Source organism: Pseudomonas sp. LBUM1678, assembly GCF_059695575.1.
In genome coordinates, this window is the sequence record NZ_CP166775.1 from 1,617,658 (window position 1) to 1,633,996 (window position 16,339).

Below are 16,339 nucleotides of genomic sequence, written 5' to 3' on the forward strand. Positions count from 1 at the left end.
TGTCGCCCTCCTAGTTTTTAACGGTGAAGTAAGTGTTGGTCCAGCTGCCGCCGCCGTTGTAAGAACCGGGGAACGAGTTCAACGCGCGGGTTGAGTAGCCGTAGATCGAGTCCGCAACCAGCACGTAATTACCGTTGGTGCCATAGATCGTCAGGAAGTGCGCACCGCCACCGTACCAGGCACAACGCAAACCGATCGGTCTGCCCATGTTGATCTGGTTCTGGATGGCCGTCATCTGCAGCGAACCCTGGTTCATGCCGTTGAAACTGCGAGTAATCGTCAGGGCTGAATCCAGATAGCCATACACGTTGCACGGCCCCGGTTGATTGCAGCAATTGCGGTCCAGCGCAGCGGTGGCCACGCCACATTGGGTCCAGGCCCCGGTGCCGTAATAGTTGCCGACCGAGGCGGAAACGGCTGCCCAACACCAGTTGGTCTGGGTTTGTTTCTGCATCGTGAAGTTCAGGCTGGCAGCAGCCAGTGCACTGAGTGGTGCAGCTGATTTGACATCGGACAGTTGCGGGTTGAGCAGATGACCGGTCAGGCACCTTGGTAGTGTCTCGCCGGTGAATTGCGTTGCTTCAGTGGTTAACATTTTTCAATCCTCCATGAGTGAAAACTAGCGTCCAGCTAGTGGGTCTGTAGCGGTGTAACTGAGCGATCGGCGTGTGCGGTTTGCCATGCTGGATGGCCGGCTCCGATCCGGGCTCGAGGTAACCTTAGGTGGTTTATGCGTTTGTGCAAATAACTAAATGCACTAGTGCAAATTCCAGAACGAAAGATCGGCGCTTTTGGCAGCGCCGGAGGAACCGTCATTCTTGGGTAGGAATGACCGGAGACTGCAATCCCTGTTTTCAACTCTCGGCTTTTTTATCCGCCGTCTTCAGCTCTTTCAACCGCTGATCAATCAACTGGCATTTGTCGGGCAAATCCGCGCTGGCGGTGCCCAGATCCATCTTCTGCAACTCGGCATTGATCTCTTTGGCCTTGGCCGGATTCTGTTCCGTGAGCCTGGTCACTTCCTTGGCCAGTTGTTCGCGCTTGGCGGTGGCTTCCTCGGGGGTGCAGGCCCAGGCGGGGAGGGCGCTGGTGAGGGTGGCGGCGAGGGCATATTTGAGCAGGGTTTTCATCGTGAGCCTCGGTTCCGTGTCGGGCGGTTAATCGGTTGAGGCCGCTGGGTTATGAAAGTTCACTCATCATCCTTTAGTAGGGCTGAATTACCGTTCGTCGCCTTTGCAACTCGCTTGGATCCATGAATTGACGTCAGAATGATGGCACATTAGTATCGCGCCACTATTGTGCTACTAGTCTTCAGTTCGAGGGATCGATCATGTACCCAGCCGCCCTCGCGGCGAGGTTGTGCCTGGCTTTGCTGTGCCTTTCTCCGCTAAATCTTGCTTACGCTGCCCCTACCCCTGGGGAAACCGACCTCATCCGTGAACGCCAGGATCGCCTGCTCGAAGAGCAGCGTCGGCGTCTCGAAGAGCTCAAGGAATTACCCGGCAAGGAAGTCAAACCCGCCGCACCGACAGCGCCTGCGGACGCCCGTTGCTTCCCCATCAAAGACATCGAACTCAAAGGCGCCGACAGCCTCTCCGAGAGTGAGAAAAACCGGCTGCTCAAGCCTTACATCGGCCAATGCCTGGGCGTCACGCAGCTCAATGAACTGCTAAAAGTCATCACCGATCACTACATCGAAAAAGGCCTGGTCACCAGCCGTGCCTATTTGCCGCAGCAGGATTTGTCCGGTGGGCATTTGAAGGTGCTGGTGGTCGAAGGCAAGCTCGAAGGCTTGAAGGGCGCGGAGGGCAGCAAGCTGTCGGATCGTGAGTTGGGCATGGCTTTTCCCGGCAAGACTGGCGAGCTGGTCAATCTGCGGGAAATCGAGCAACTGGTCGATCAGCTCAACCGTTTGCCATCGAATCAGGCGCAGATGGAATTGGCGCCGGGCAAGAACGTCGGCGGCAGCGAAGTGCTGGTCAAGAACTCGCCGCAAAAGCCGTGGCGTGCCGGGTTGTCCCGCAGCAACGATGGCCAGCGCAGTACTGGCGAGCAGCAGTGGGGCACCACGTTTGACTGGGACAGTCCGCTGGGTTTGGCGGATCAGTTGAATCTGCGCGGCGGTCACGATGCGATGACCGATCATCAGCACACCTCCAATAACGCGCTGCTCAATTACAACTTGCCGTTGGGCTGGTGGAACTTCAATTACACCTACAGCCAGAGTGAGTACCGCTCGCAGGCGCAAGCCAACGGCTTCAACTTCAAGCAGACCGGCGACAGCGAAAACCATCAGTTGCGCGCCGAGCGGGTGATCCATCGCGATGCCGTGAGCAAGACCTCCCTCAGCACCGGCCTCTCGTACCTGCGCACCAATAACTTCATCGAAGACAGCAAACTCAAACTGAGCAGCAACCGCATCAGCGAAGCGCAGTTCGGCATCAACCACGGTCGGCGAGTCGGCAGTGCCTTCGTCAACCTTGACCTCGGCATGCAGCAAGGCATCGGCGCGTTCGATGCCCAGGGCAACGGTCACCCGGGGCCCGGCGAACCGGATGCGCGCTACCGCAAATACACCGCCACCGCGAGCTACCTGCAACCGTTCAAGCTGTGGGGCGAGTCGTTCAGTTTCAGCAGCCTGATGACCGGCCAGCGCAGTGAAGACGTGCTGTTCAGCCCGCAGCGCACCAGCCTCGGCGGGCAGTCGTCGATCCGTGGCTACAAGGATCAATCCTTGTCCGGTGACAGCGGCGGTTACTGGCGCAACGACCTGCGCTGGAGCCGTCCGATATCGCTGGAATGGCTGCGCCCGGTGTTCGCCGAATACGGCACCAGCCTCGGTTACGACCAGGGTGTGATCCGTGGCGATCGCTACAACGGCGATCAGCACGGGCGCCTGTCCAGCAACTCGGTGGAGGTGTTTGCTCGCGGTCAGCACCTCGCCGCCAGCGTGACCTTTGCTCATTCCCTCGAACGTCCGGACACCCTGACCGAGCGCGAAGCGCCGATCTATTTCCGCATGGATTTCTTCCTCTAACTTCGTTGCATCGAGACCTACCACATGGACGTTCGCCAGTACGCCTTTCTCGCTCGCCAACCTTCTGCCGCCGTGAAAACCCGCGAGCACTTCTGGGGCATGCCCAAGCGGGGAGTGGCGTTCCTGTTGGCCAACGTAATGTTCTGGCAACCGATGTGGGCGCAGGCGGAAGGGATCGTCGTGGCCTCGCCGGGCACCAGTCTCGGTCAGGCGGGCAATGGCGTGCCGATCGTCAATATCGCCACGCCCAATGGCACCGGCCTGTCGCATAACCAGTTCCACGATTACAACGTCGGCACCCAAGGCGTCATCCTCAATAACGTCGCCAACCAGACCGGTGCGACGCAATTGGGCGGCATCATCGTCGGAAACCCCAACCTCACCAACAGGGTCGCCGCGCAAACCATCCTCAACGAAGTGGTCGGCGGCAGCCCGAGCCAGTTGCGTGGTTACACGGAAGTGGCGGGGCAGTCGGCGCGGGTGATCGTCGCCAACCCGTACGGCATCAGCTGCAACGGCTGCGGTTTCATCAACACGCCGCGTGTGACGTTGACCACCGGCAAACCGGTGCTCGACAACGGGCGTGTGGATCGCTATCAGGTCGATCAAGGCAGCGTCTCCATCGACGGCGCCGGGCTCAACGCCAACAACGTCGACAGCTTCGAAATCATCACCCGCAGCGCGAAGATCAACGCCGAGATTCAGGCGAAGAACCTGACGATTGTGGCCGGTCGCAACGACGTCAATGCACAGAGCCTCAACGCCACCGCGCGAGCCGATGACGGCAGCGCCAAACCACAACTGGCCATCGACTCGTCGGCGCTGGGCGGGATGTACGCCGGGGCGATCAAACTGGTCGGTACCGAGGCTGGGGTCGGGGTGAAACTGGCCGGCAACCTGGCGGCCAGTGGCGGTGATATCCAGATCGACGCCAATGGCCATCTGAGCCTGGCGCAGACCGCTGCCGCCGGCGCGGTGAACGTCAAAGCCGCCAGCCTCGACGCCCAGGGACCGGTCTATGCCGGCAGTTCCGCCAACGTGCAAACCCAAGGCGACCTGACCAACCAGCAAACCCTCGCGGCCCGGGACGGCATTGTCCTGAGCGCCGGAGGCCAGTTGACCAACAACGGCATCATCGAGGCAGGGGTCAATGCCGATAACAGTCGCAACGCCAATGGCGATGTAAGTCTGATCGCACAAAACCTCAACAACACCGGCAAAAGCGTGGTTGCCAGCCGCAACCTGTCGATCAATACCGCACAGACATTGAGTAACCAGGGCGGCACGCTTAGCGCTCAACAAGCTACCAACATCTACGCCGGCACCCTGGACAACCGGAACAATGGCCGAGTGCAGGGCAGCGGCGCGGTGTCTTTGAGCGGTACTCAGGTTCTCAACACCCAAGGTGTGATCACCAGCAACGGCAACCTCACCGCCACCCTTGGGCACTTGAACAACAACAATGGCGAAGTCTCAAGCGCGGGCAATACCAGCGTTTCTGCCACAACGCTGGACAACAGTGACGGTCAGGTGACGGGTGACGTTGCGCTGAACATCGGCCTGATCGGTGCCTTGAATAACCGCAATGGTGTACTGGGTTCGGGGCAGAGCGTGAGTATCTACGCGGCCAGCCTGGACAATAGTCATGGCGGCGGCCTGGTCAGCGATGGCAGCCTGACCGCGCGCATCACGGGTTTGTTCGACAACCAGAACGGTGATCTGAGCGCCAAAGGTGCGCTCGACCTGCAAACCGGCAGCCTCGACAACCGTAATGGCAGCCTGACCGGCAAGGATCGTTTTACCCTGCGCAGCGATGCTCTGGACAACCGCACCGGCAAAGTGCGCGCCGGCAACGACCTGCAACTGACAGTCGGGCAACTCGATAATCGCCAGCAAGGCCTGCTCAACAGTCAGGCGGCTATCAACTTCAACGGCACTCATTTGGACAACCGCGGTGGCTTGCTCAGTGCTGCAGGTCCGGTGCGTCTGGACGCGGTCAGCGTCGACAACAGCAGCGGCCGCATCTCCAGCAAAACCGATCTGACGGCAAACGTTGCGCAGTTCACCAACCAGGGCGGTGAACTGGTCGCCCAAGGGATGCTGACGCTCAACGGCAAGGGCCTCGATAACCGCAACGGCGGTCTGGTAGGCGCGACAAAAGCGCTGAAACTCAATGTCGATGAAATGGACAACCGTGGCGGTGAAATCTCCAGCGCCGTTGATGTGAGTCTGCAGGGCCTGCGCCTGAATAACAGCGACAACGGCAAGATTCTGGCCGGGACCGAACTGGGCCTGAAAGTGGCGCAGATCATCAACCAGACCAAGGGGCTGCTGTTCGGGAAGGGCATCACCAAAGTTGCGGGCCAGAGCCTGGACAACAACGGCGGTAGCCTCGTCGCGCAGTCTGGGCTGGATATCCGTCTCGACAACGCCTTGAGCTCTATCGATGGGTTGATCAGCAGCGAAGGCACATTGACGGTCAATGCCGCCAGTCTCGACAACACCCGCGGTAGCCTGTCGAGCGCCGGCACGTTGGCAGTGACCACGACCGGCGCCTTGATCAACCAGGGTGGTTCCGTCACCACCGACAGCGGCCTGACCCTGAAAAGCCAGAGCCTGAACAATACCCAGAACGGTCTGCTCAGCAGCAAAAGCGCGACCACCGTAACAACCGGCGCGTTCGATAACACCCAGGGCGGTCGCTTGATCAGCGGCGACACCCTCGACCTGACCGCGACTCAGGTCAGCAATGGTGTTGGCAGCCGGATCGCCAGCGAAAAGGCGTTGACCGCCAGTGTCACCGGTTTCGATCAACAGGGCGGTCAACTGTTCAGCAAAAGCTCCCTGAGCCTGGACTTGAATAACGGGCAACTGAACAACCAGAACGGCCTGATCAACGCGCCGTTGCTGATGCTGAAAAACCTCCAGGACGTCAACAACCAAGGCGGTGAAATCTCCAGCGCCCAGGCCTTCACACTGACCGCTCGCAACCTGGACAACAGCAACGGCAAGTTGATCAGCAACCAGGGCCTGACCCTGCGCATCGATCAACTGCTTGCCAGCGTCAAAGGCTTGATGTCTGCCCAGACCGTGGACGTACACAGCGCGCGCCTGGACAACAGCGGCGGGCTGATCAGCAGTCGCGGCACCCTTGGGTTGACGGTAACCGGTCAGCTCGTCAATCAGGACGGCACGCTGATCGCCGACGGTGATGTGCACATCAGCGCCGACAACCTGGACAACACTCGTGGCCAGACCGCCGGTAAAACCGATGTCACGGTCAATGTCGCGACCGTCACCAACCAGGGCGGTCAACTGATCGCTACCGGTGGCCTGACGTTGACGGGCACACAACTCGACAACCGTAACGGCGGTCTCGTCGGCGCGAACAATGCGCTGCAATTGAACGTCGGGTCCATCGACAACCGCGGTGGTGAGTTGTCGAGCAAGTCACACGTCACCGTGATCGGTAACAGTCTGAACAACAGCGATGGCGGCCAGGTGTTCGCCGAAGGTGCGCTGTCCTTGACGGTGGATCAGGTAATCAACCGCGCCAAAGGCTTGCTGTCCGGCAAGACTGACCTGACATTGACCGGCCGCGAACTGGACAACAGCGGCGGCACTCTGTTGAGCCAGAAAAACCTGAAGGTCGATCTCACGGGTGATCTGAACAACAGCCAGGGTGTGCTGAGTGCCGAAGGATCGTTGGGTGTCACGGCCTCCAGCCTGACCAATACCCTCGGCAGTGTGTCCGCGGCTGGGCCGTTGACGCTGACCACCACAGGCGTGGTGCTCAACCAGGGCGGCGAGATTGTGACGGACGCCGGCCTCACGCTTAAAAGCGCCAGCCTCGACAACCGCAACAAGGGCAGCATCAGCGGCAAAGGCGCAGTCGTCGTCAACACCGGGTCGCTCGATAACAGCCACGATGGACGCTTGAACAGCGGTGCCAGCCTTGGCCTCACAGCCACACAACTGACCAACCAGGACAACGGTCGTATCGCCAGTTCCGGTGCGCTGACCGCCAGTGTCACCGGTCTGGATCAGCAAGGCGGGCAGTTGTTCAGCAACACGTCCCTCGAACTGGACCTGAACCACGGCCAGTTGAACAATCAAAACGGGTTGATCAGCGCGCCCTTGCTGATGCTCAAGAACCTGGCGGACGTCAACAACACCGGCGACGGTGAAATCTCCAGCGCCCAGGCCTTCACACTGACAGCGCGCAGCCTGGACAACAGCACCGGCAAGGTGCTGAGCAATCAAAGCCTGACCCTGCGCATCGAGCAGGCGCTGACCAGCATCAAAGGCATGATTGCCGCCGCAGCGCTCGACGTCAAAGCGGCCAGCCTGGACAACAGCGGCGGCACCTTGACCAGTCTCGCCAGTCTCGACCTGAACCTCGACGGACAATTGAAAAACCAGGACCTGGGGCTGATCAACGGCACCACCGGTCTGACCATCAACAGCAGCGGTATCAACAACCAGAACGGTTCGTTGCTGGGCAGCGCGATTGCCATCGATTTTGGCGCAGCCACCGGTGACCTGAACAACAGCGGTGGCGGGCTGATCACCACGACCGGTGCCCTGAGCATCCAGCACCTGCGTGACCTGAATAACCGCAGCGGCGAAATTTCCAGCAGCCAGAGTATCGACCTGAAAACCCGTGCGCTGGATAACGGCAGCGGCCGACTGATCAGCAAAAACCTGCTGACGGTAAACGCCGATACCGTGAACAACCAGGGCGGCCTGATCTCCGGCTGGAAAGGCCTGAGCCTGACCAGCAACAGCCTGGATAACCGCAACAAAGGCACGCTGTCGAGTGGTCATGTCGACACCGGCATAAACGTTCCCGGTGACATGGCCGTCACGGTCAGCGGTGACCTGCTCAACAGCGCAAACGGCGCGCTGGTCAGCCTGGGGAACCTGAGTGTCAACGCGGCGAACCTGGATAACAGCAGCACTGGCATCCTCTCCAGTGCCGGTGCCCAGACCCTGACCCTCAGTGGTCTGTTGAACAACGCCCAAGGCGGTTTGATTTCCAGTGGCGCAACCCTGGCCATGCAGGCCATGACCCTGGGCAACGCCAGCGGCACCGTCAACGCAGAACAGGCCCTGAGTTTCACCGGCAGCACGCTGGATAACACCGGTGGCAATCTGGCCGGCAACGCCGCGGTCACCGTGGATCTGCTCGGTGCCCTGACCAACACCAATGGCAAACTGGCCAGCGGCGGCTCGCTGCTGATCCAGCGCACCACCCAGATCAATAACCAGGGCGGCCAACTCGCCAGCCAAGGCTTGATGACGCTGCTCACCGGTGGCCTGGACAACCGCAATCGCGGCACCGTCGCGGCCAACAACTTGCTGACCATCACCACGCCGGGCGCCGTTCAGAACAGCGCCGACGGCCTGATCTACAGCCAGAATGGCGACCTGAAAATCCAGGCCGCCAGCCTCGCCAACGCCAAGGGCACCCTGCAAAGTGGCAGCGCGCTGAGCCTCAAGACGGACGGCGATATCGACAACCAAAGCGGCCGGATCGTCGCCAAGGCCGGTGACCTGAACATCACTGCCGGCAATCTCGATAACCGGGGTGGCGTACTCTCCAGCCTGCAAGCCGCGTTCACCGCTCACCTGACCGGCGTGCTGAAAAACGGCTATGACCTGAATAACAATCGTCAGGGCGGCATCACCCAGGCCCAACGCCTGAACCTGACCGCCCTGGGGATCGACAACTATGGCGGGCGCCTTTCTGCGCAAAGCGGTGACGCGGTTATCGCCACCGGCAACTTCGACAACCGCAACGGCGGTCTGTATGCCAAAGGCAAGATCAATGTCACGGGCAGCAATTTTGACAACGGCGGCGACAACGGCGGGCAAATCGCCGGTCAACAAATCGACCTCAACCTCACCGGCGCCCTGAACAACCGCCTGGGCATCATCGAGAGCGACAGCACCCTGGCGATCAAGGTCGCCAGCCTCGACAACCAGACCGGTCAACTGCGCGCCCTGGGCACCGGCGGTAAAACCAGCTTCCAGATTGGCGGCCAGTTCGACAACCGCAATGGCATTCTCGAAAGCGCCAACACCGATCTGGGCATGGCGGTGGGCAGTTTCCTCAACGGTGGCGGCAGCCTGCTGCACGTGGGCAGCGGCACCTTCGACATTTCCACCGCGAACGTTACTGGTGCCGGTGGCACCATCGTTACTCGTGGCGGTTTGACGCTTAACGCCGACACCTGGAGTAACAGCAATGTCATCCAGGCCGGGCGCCTGACCGTCAACGTCAACAACTTCACCCAGACCGCAAGCGGCCAGTTGCTGGCTTCCGACAGCCTCGTCGGGACCGGCGTCAATTGGTTCAACGAAGGCCTGATTGCCAGTGATGGGAGCCTGAATGTTGGATTGAGCGGTGCGTACTGGGGCGGCGGGCGTCTCAGCAGCCAAGGAGCCCTTGGTTTGAACGCCGCGCAAGTGAGCCTCAATAGCGCTACGTCGAGCATTGCCGGCGGTGGCGACACCACGCTCAATGTCAGTGGGCAACTGGATAATGGCGGGCGGCTGACATCTGCAGCCAACCTGACGGTCAACTCAGGCGGGATCAATAACTTCGGAACGCTGGCCGGTGCTCAAAAGCTGACGGTCACTACTGGCACGTTAGTCAACAATCGTGGGCTGATCTTCAGCGGCGGCGACATGCAGCTCCTGAGCCCCAGCTTCACTAACAGCTACGGACAGGTCTACAGCCTGGGCAGCACGCTCATTGCACGGGACAAAAACGGGACCAAGGCTGATCTGCTGGACAACAGGTCCGCAGGGATTGATAGCACGGGCGATCTGACGATTGCAGCCACGACGGTTAACAACGTCATGGATGTCTTGCAGTACACGGAACATGAGAAAAGTGCCGCCACTATCACCTCTCTGCCGTGCGCACTGATCTCGTATGGATGTGACAGTCGTGGCGGTGGCCGCATAAACGGTCTTTGGGAAATTGCAGAAACCGATCGTTTGAAGGTCACGCTTCATTCTGAAGCTGCCTCGATCAACAGCGGCGCGGACCTGACAATTAACGCAGGAGAAGTGAACAACATCAGCAGCAACGTTACGGCCTCTGGTGATTTGGCGATCACGGCTTCGACGATCAACAACAAAGGTCTGCAAGAGCAGGAAATCCTGTCCACTCGAAGGTACGTGAGCTGGGTCAATGAAACAGCCTCGGCCATCAGAATGGCTGACATCTTCACCCAACGAAACAACCCGACTCCTTCGGCCACGGTCGAACAGGACATGAGTAATTTTCTGAAATGGATGGGAGAAACACTGCCCGCCAACACTCGCGTCATCAATGGTGAGTCTCTGGATGCAATCATCCAGGCTGGCGGGAACGTAACCCTCAACGCCTCACAGAACATCAATAATAGCGTGGTGCGTCCGTACTACGCCTATGTCGCGGCGGGTCGTAGCAAAGCCGACACCGGAGCAGGCAGCGCTTACTCGACGCCGATCTACATCAACGCGCAACTCCCGCCCAACCTGGCGCAGCAACAAGTCAACCCGTTGGCGCTTCCCGGTTTCAGCCTGCCCACGGGCCAGAACGGCTTGTTCCGCTTGAGCGGGCAAGACAGCAGCACCCCGGTGGCCAGCGGTCCGCAGAGCTGGACGATGAGCGGTGCCACCGTCAGCCCGATCCAGCGTCAGCAACCATTGCCTGATGCCAAGGCTCGGGATATTCAACTGGCCGGCAACGCTCAGGTTTCAGCGACCACCGCTGACCTGAACCCGGTTGATCGTCAAGCACCCAACGTGTTTGCAGGGGCCAGCGCAATAGATGTCAGCACACCGCTTGCCGACTCGACCAATGCCGCACTACCGGGACGTGCAACGGCATTGACGGTCAATCGCGTGCAAGGTTTGCCGGCCAGCAGCCAGTCCAAGCCGCACAAATACTTGATCGAAACCAACCCGGTACTCACCGACCTCAAGCAATTCATGAGCTCGGATTACCTGCTGTCCAACCTCGGTTACGACCCGGACAACAGCGCCAAGCGATTGGGTGATGGCCTCTATGAACAGCGCTTGATACAGCAAGCGGTCGTGGCGCGTACCGGTCAGCGCTTTATCGATGGTCAGACCTCCGATGAGGCGCTGTTCAAGTACCTGATGAACAACGCCATCGCCAGCAAAAACGAGCTCAACCTTGCATTAGGCGTCTCCCTTACTTCTGAGCAAGTCGTGGCCCTGACCCACGATATTGTCTGGATGGAAAACGCCGTGGTGAACGGCGAGCAAGTGCTGGTACCGGTGCTGTACCTGGCCAACGCCAACAACCGCCTCGCCGCCAACGGTGCCCTGATCCAGGGCCGCGATGTGACCCTGATCGCCGGTCAGGACTTGAACAACGCCGGGACATTGCGCGCCTCGAACAACCTGTCCGCCACCGCCGGCAACGACCTGGTCACTAGCGGCCTGGTGGAGGCCGGCAATCGCCTCGACCTGCTGGCGGGGAACAACCTCGTCAACAAGGCCGGCGGCATCATCGCGGGCCGTGACGTCACCCTCACCGCCACCCGCGGCGATGTCATCAACGAGCGTAGCGTCACCACCCATGAAAGTGGCACGGGCAACATCAACGAGCGCAAGGATTTCGTCAACAGCGCCGCCCGTATCGAAGCCGCCAATGCCCTGACCCTCAATGCCGGTCGCGATATCAACAACACCGGTGGCGTGCTGAAAAGCGGCGCCGACACCACGATCAACGCCGGTCGTGACGTCAACCTTGTCTCCGCTGAACAGGTTGTCAGCAGCGAGCGGGGACTGCATCGCAATGAAACCGTTACCCAATACGGCTCAGAAGTGGATGTGGGGCAGAGCCTGAAAGTCAATGCCGGGCGCGACCTTACCGTTATAGCCAGCCAGATCGACGCCAAGCGCGATGTGAACATGAGCGCGGTCGGTGATTTGACACTGGCTTCTGCGGCGGATGAACAGCATGCCTACGGCGCGAACAAGAAATTTGTCAGTCAGGAAGATCATGTCAGTCAGGTGTCTACGACCGTAAATGCAGGGGGCAACATCACCCTCAGCGCGGGCAAGGATCTGGACCTGATTGCCAGCCGGGTGAGTGCGGGGGATGAAGCCTATCTGTACGCCGGCGATGACGTGAACATGGAGACAGCAGACAACGTCGACTACTCCTACTATTCGAAAACCAAGAAGGGTTCATTCGGCAAGAAAAAGTCGACGATGACTGAGAGCGAAGCGGATGTATCTGTCAGCTCAAGTGTCTCGGCTACGAACAAACTGGTCATCTCGGCCGGACAGGATTTCAACGCCACCGGCGCCAAGCTGAGCAGCGACGGAACGTTGCTCGCCACCGCTGGCCGGGATATCAATCTTGATGCCGCCGAAGACTATGCGAGTGAGGCCAGCGCCTCATCCAAAAAAGGTTGGTCTTCCAGCAAGTCCAGCAGTTCGGAAGTCACGCAGACCCGCCTGAACAGCACTGAGCTGGTCGGAAAAAACATCGAACTGAAAGCCGACAACGACATCTCGCTGACGGCTGCTGCGTTGCGTGCCGAAGAAGCGGTGAAACTCACCGCGGGTAACGATGTGCTGATTGGTGCGGGCGAGGAAACTCAAACCTCCACTCAATCGAAAAGCTCCAGCAAGACCAGCGCAACGTTCACGGGCTTGCTGTCCTCGTCGCAAAAATCGCAAGAGGGGCAATCCACCTCAACCCAAAGCATCGGCACTGATATCAGTGGCGGCAGCATTCAAATCAAGAGTGGTCGTGACACTGTCATTGAGGGCAGTACGCTGGTCGCTGACAAGAACATCACTATCAATGCCGCTCGTGATCTGGAAATCACCAGCGCAGAAAATACCGAAAGCGCTAGCTCTTCTTCCGGCAGCAAGAAAGTCGGGGAAATCGGCTCCTGGTGGCAGGGTGCGACGGGAATCGTCAAGCAGAAGGAAGCTGATGAATATACCGCCACCCGCCAATCGGGCAGCCAGATCGCATCGTTGGGCGGCAACATCAGCCTGACGGCAGGTGATCACTACACCCAGACGGCCAGTCAATTGGTCGCGCCACAGGGTGATATCAGCATTACCGCCAAGCATGTAGATATCGAGGCCGGTTTCGACACGATGGAGTCGACCAAAACGGCCAGCACCAGCCGAACGGCCGTTGGTGGCTCCGTGAGTATCCCTCTGCTCGATGCCTTGCGTGGCATTCAGCAAATGGGCGACGCGGCACAGAAAACCAGTGACGACCGGATGGTCGCGTTGGCTGCGGTGAATGCGGCGATGAGTGCTGATCAGGCGATGGACGCCGGTAAATCAATGGTTCAGGACCCTAAGGCCGGAGTGAAGGTCAGCGTCAACCTCAGCAATACCCAAAGCAACATGAACAGCAGTCAGAGCGGTCGTAACGTTGTAGGCAGCGGGGTCATTGCCGGAGGCAACATCAACATCGTCTCCACTGGAACCGGTGCCGACAGCGACATCAATGTGGTCGGCAGCCGGATCGAAGGCGGTGGCGATGTCTCCCTCAAAGCCGATGGTGAGATCAACGTGCTGTCCGCGCAGAACACGGCGCACCAGGAAAGCACCAACAGTAACAGTGGTTGGAGCGCCGGCATCGGTTTCGGTTTTGGTGAAAGCAATGGCATCACTTTTGAACTCGCCGCTAACAAAGGGCGCGGCAGCGCTGATGGCGATGACGTCACCCAGACCAATTCATCGATCAAGTCCGGCCATACGCTGAGCCTGCAAAGTGGTGGCGATACCAATATCAAAGGCGGGGTTGTCAGCGGTGAAACGGTCAAGGTCAAGGTGGGCGGCGACCTCAACATCGAGAGTTTGCAGGACACCAGCACATACGAATCGAAACAGTCGAGCGCCAACGTAGGGGTTAGCCTGTGCATTCCACCGTTCTGCGTCGGCAACAGCAGTATCAGCGGTGGTGTCGCCCAGCAACACATGCAAAGCGATTACGCCAGCGTCAGCGAACAATCGGGGATCAAGGCTGGCGATGGCGGCTTCCAGGTTGAAGTCACCGGGAATACCGATCTGGTCGGGGCGATAATCGCCAGTACCGACAAAGCGGTGGCCGACGGCAAGAACACCCTGAGCACCGGGACACTGACCAGCTCCGATGTCAAAAACAAGGCTGAGTACGACGCCAGCAGCATCAACCTTAGTGGTGGTTATGGAGGCGACATGGGCCGTGATGCAAACGGTAATGCCAGCGCCACGGCCAACCGAGGTGGCCCCGTCGTTGCCAGCAAGGATGGCGTGAGCGCGACAACGCCAATCGTTCTGTTCGCCAGCGGCAACTCCAGCAGCACCACCCACAGCGGGATCAGCAGCGCAGCGGTCACCATCACCAATACCGTCAAGCAACAGGAGTTGACCGGTCAGACGGCCGAGCAGGCAATTGCCGCGATCAATACCGATGTCTCCAGCGAGCGTGATGGCAGTAACAAACTCAAACCGATCTTCGATGCAGAAGAAATCGGTGTGGATTTTGAGATTGTCGGCAAGTTTGTGCAGAACGTTTCGCAGCTCATCGAGAGTAAAGCGCGAGAAGTCGACCAGTTGAAGAAGCAGGCCGAGAAGGAAAAGGCGCTTTTTAATACTTCGGGATTGTCTGAGGCCGATTCACTCAAACACCTCAATAATTATCAGGCGCTCAAGCAGCAGATCAGGGAAGTCGAAGAAAACTGGGGCGCGGGAGGCACTTATCGGCAAATTGCTACAGCTCTGGTCGCGGGTATCAGCGGCAATGTGGCCGGTAGCGGTGCCCAGTTCGCGCAAAACATGGTGGTCAACTACGTACAGCAGCAAGGCTCGGCATACATCGGCGAACTGGTGAAAAAAGGTTTGAAGGAAGGCAGCCCTGAACACGCGGCACTCCATGCGATTCTCGGTTGTGCCGGCGCGGCGGCCAGTAGCCAGAGCTGCTCGGCTGGCGCCTTGGGTGGTTCTGCCGCCAGCGTGCTGGCGGGGCTGTTCGCTGATGCTGATCCGAACGAAACCGCTGTGGAGCGCGAAGCAAAGCGAAACATCATCACCAGCCTGGTGACCGGCATTGCCGCCATGAGCAATCCGAACGGTGCTGCTACTGCGAACAACGCGGCCACGGCGAACGTCGATAACAACTGGTTGGCGACGCAGCAAATTGTACAGATGCAAAAGGAGTTGGAAGAGGCTAAGAGCGAGGGACTGTTAACTCAATTGCAAGTCTATGCCAAGTGGGCAGGTACCTCGGCCAAGCAGGATGTACTCACGGCTGTCGGCGTCAGGCAGGGTCTATCTGAGGGTGGCCTGCAAGATATTGAAGGCTTGGCGCAATTCTTGGCTCATCCCATCGATGGTTTGCAGGGACTCGCTTCAGCAGTCAATGATCCGGCTGTACGCGCCAAGTTAGGTGATGCGGCGACGGATAGCCTATTGGCCAGCATTGACCGGATGAAGTTGGCGCTTGAAACCGGTGGGAATGCTCAAGCGGTCCAGTTGGGTCGTGATCTAGGCCTGTTGATCTACACCGTTGGGAGCGTGGTGACCGGTGTCGGTGGGGCGGCTAAAGCAGGACTGACCCTGGCAAAAGTAGGGATTGAGGTATCTAGCAAAACCTTGAGTAAAATGCTCGTCAAGGACGGTGCTGAACTTGGCGAGCGAGTTGCCGAGCTGGAAATCAAGACTACGAAAAACCTGGATGCTGCCAACGGCGGGATGGATTCCGGCGGGGGAGGGGCGCCTAAGCCTCAGCCTATTAATTCCGGGGTTTCTGCGATCACTGAACTGGCGGCGATCGAGCCAACAGTGGGAGGCTATGTCAGCGCAACGAAACTCAATACGGGCAGCTATGCTATTACCGATTTGACAGCGACTGAAAAAACGCTAGCAGCGCAAATCACTTTGGGTGTTGACCGCTCTGGTGCTCTCACCGAAGAATTGGTTGAGTCGGTGGCTCGACGTCAAGGATTGCAGGCTTTAGAGGGTGGAAAATATGGTAGTAATAACGGATTTGATCATGTGTATCTCAGTGCCGACGGTAAATCGGTAGTCGTTTTGGACTCGAAGCAAATAAATGGTGGTGTGTCATTAAGCAAAGGGGCGGATGATATCGTACAGATGTCAGACGCCTGGATCGAAAAAGTGCTGAATAAACTAGACAAGAATTCTGATGCTTTTAAAGCAATTGATAACGCTACCAAAAATGGCAGCTTGATCAAGGGGCTTGTGGGTGTGGATCGTAGTACAGGTCAATTAATAATGGCGAAATTGAAGTGAGGT

General features: G+C 58.8%; 4 protein-coding genes. 2 read left to right on the forward strand and 2 right to left on the reverse strand.

Going from position 1 to position 16,339, the window contains the following annotated elements; translation table 11 throughout:
• Nucleotides 1-10: 10 nt before the first annotated feature.
• Nucleotides 11-595 carry a papain-like cysteine protease family protein gene (locus ACA070_RS07305; protein WP_497450616.1) on the reverse strand — a complete coding sequence of 195 codons (585 nt, stop codon included), beginning with the start codon at nt 593-595 and terminating at the stop codon, nt 11-13.
• 259 nt (nt 596-854) lie between these two features.
• Nucleotides 855-1,130 (reverse strand): hypothetical protein, encoded by a 276-nt coding sequence (locus tag ACA070_RS07310; RefSeq protein ID WP_497450617.1) that lies wholly within the window; start codon nt 1,128-1,130, stop codon nt 855-857.
• Between the two features lie 200 nt (nt 1,131-1,330).
• On the opposite strand from ACA070_RS07310, the gene ACA070_RS07315 reads away from it, so the two are divergent.
• Nucleotides 1,331-3,037 carry a ShlB/FhaC/HecB family hemolysin secretion/activation protein gene (locus ACA070_RS07315; RefSeq protein WP_497450618.1) on the forward strand — a complete coding sequence of 569 codons (1,707 nt, stop codon included), beginning with the start codon at nt 1,331-1,333 and terminating at the stop codon, nt 3,035-3,037.
• 24 nt (nt 3,038-3,061) lie between these two features.
• Nucleotides 3,062-16,336, forward strand: coding sequence for a hemagglutinin repeat-containing protein (locus ACA070_RS07320; RefSeq protein ID WP_497450619.1), 13,275 nt, complete (start codon nt 3,062-3,064; stop codon nt 16,334-16,336).
• The last annotated feature ends 3 nt before the right edge of the window (nt 16,337-16,339 follow it).

Bases quoted from the DNA above. Each gene is read 5' to 3' on its own strand.
- ACA070_RS07320 (WP_497450619.1), top strand. From the start codon at position 3,062: ATGGACGTTCGCCAGTACGCCTTTCTCGCTCGCCAACCTTCTGCCGCC.
- ACA070_RS07310 (WP_497450617.1), bottom strand. From the start codon at position 1,130: ATGAAAACCCTGCTCAAATATGCCCTCGCCGCCACCCTCACCAGCGCC.
- ACA070_RS07305 (WP_497450616.1), bottom strand. From the start codon at position 595: ATGTTAACCACTGAAGCAACGCAATTCACCGGCGAGACACTACCAAGG.
- ACA070_RS07315 (WP_497450618.1), top strand. From the start codon at position 1,331: ATGTACCCAGCCGCCCTCGCGGCGAGGTTGTGCCTGGCTTTGCTGTGC.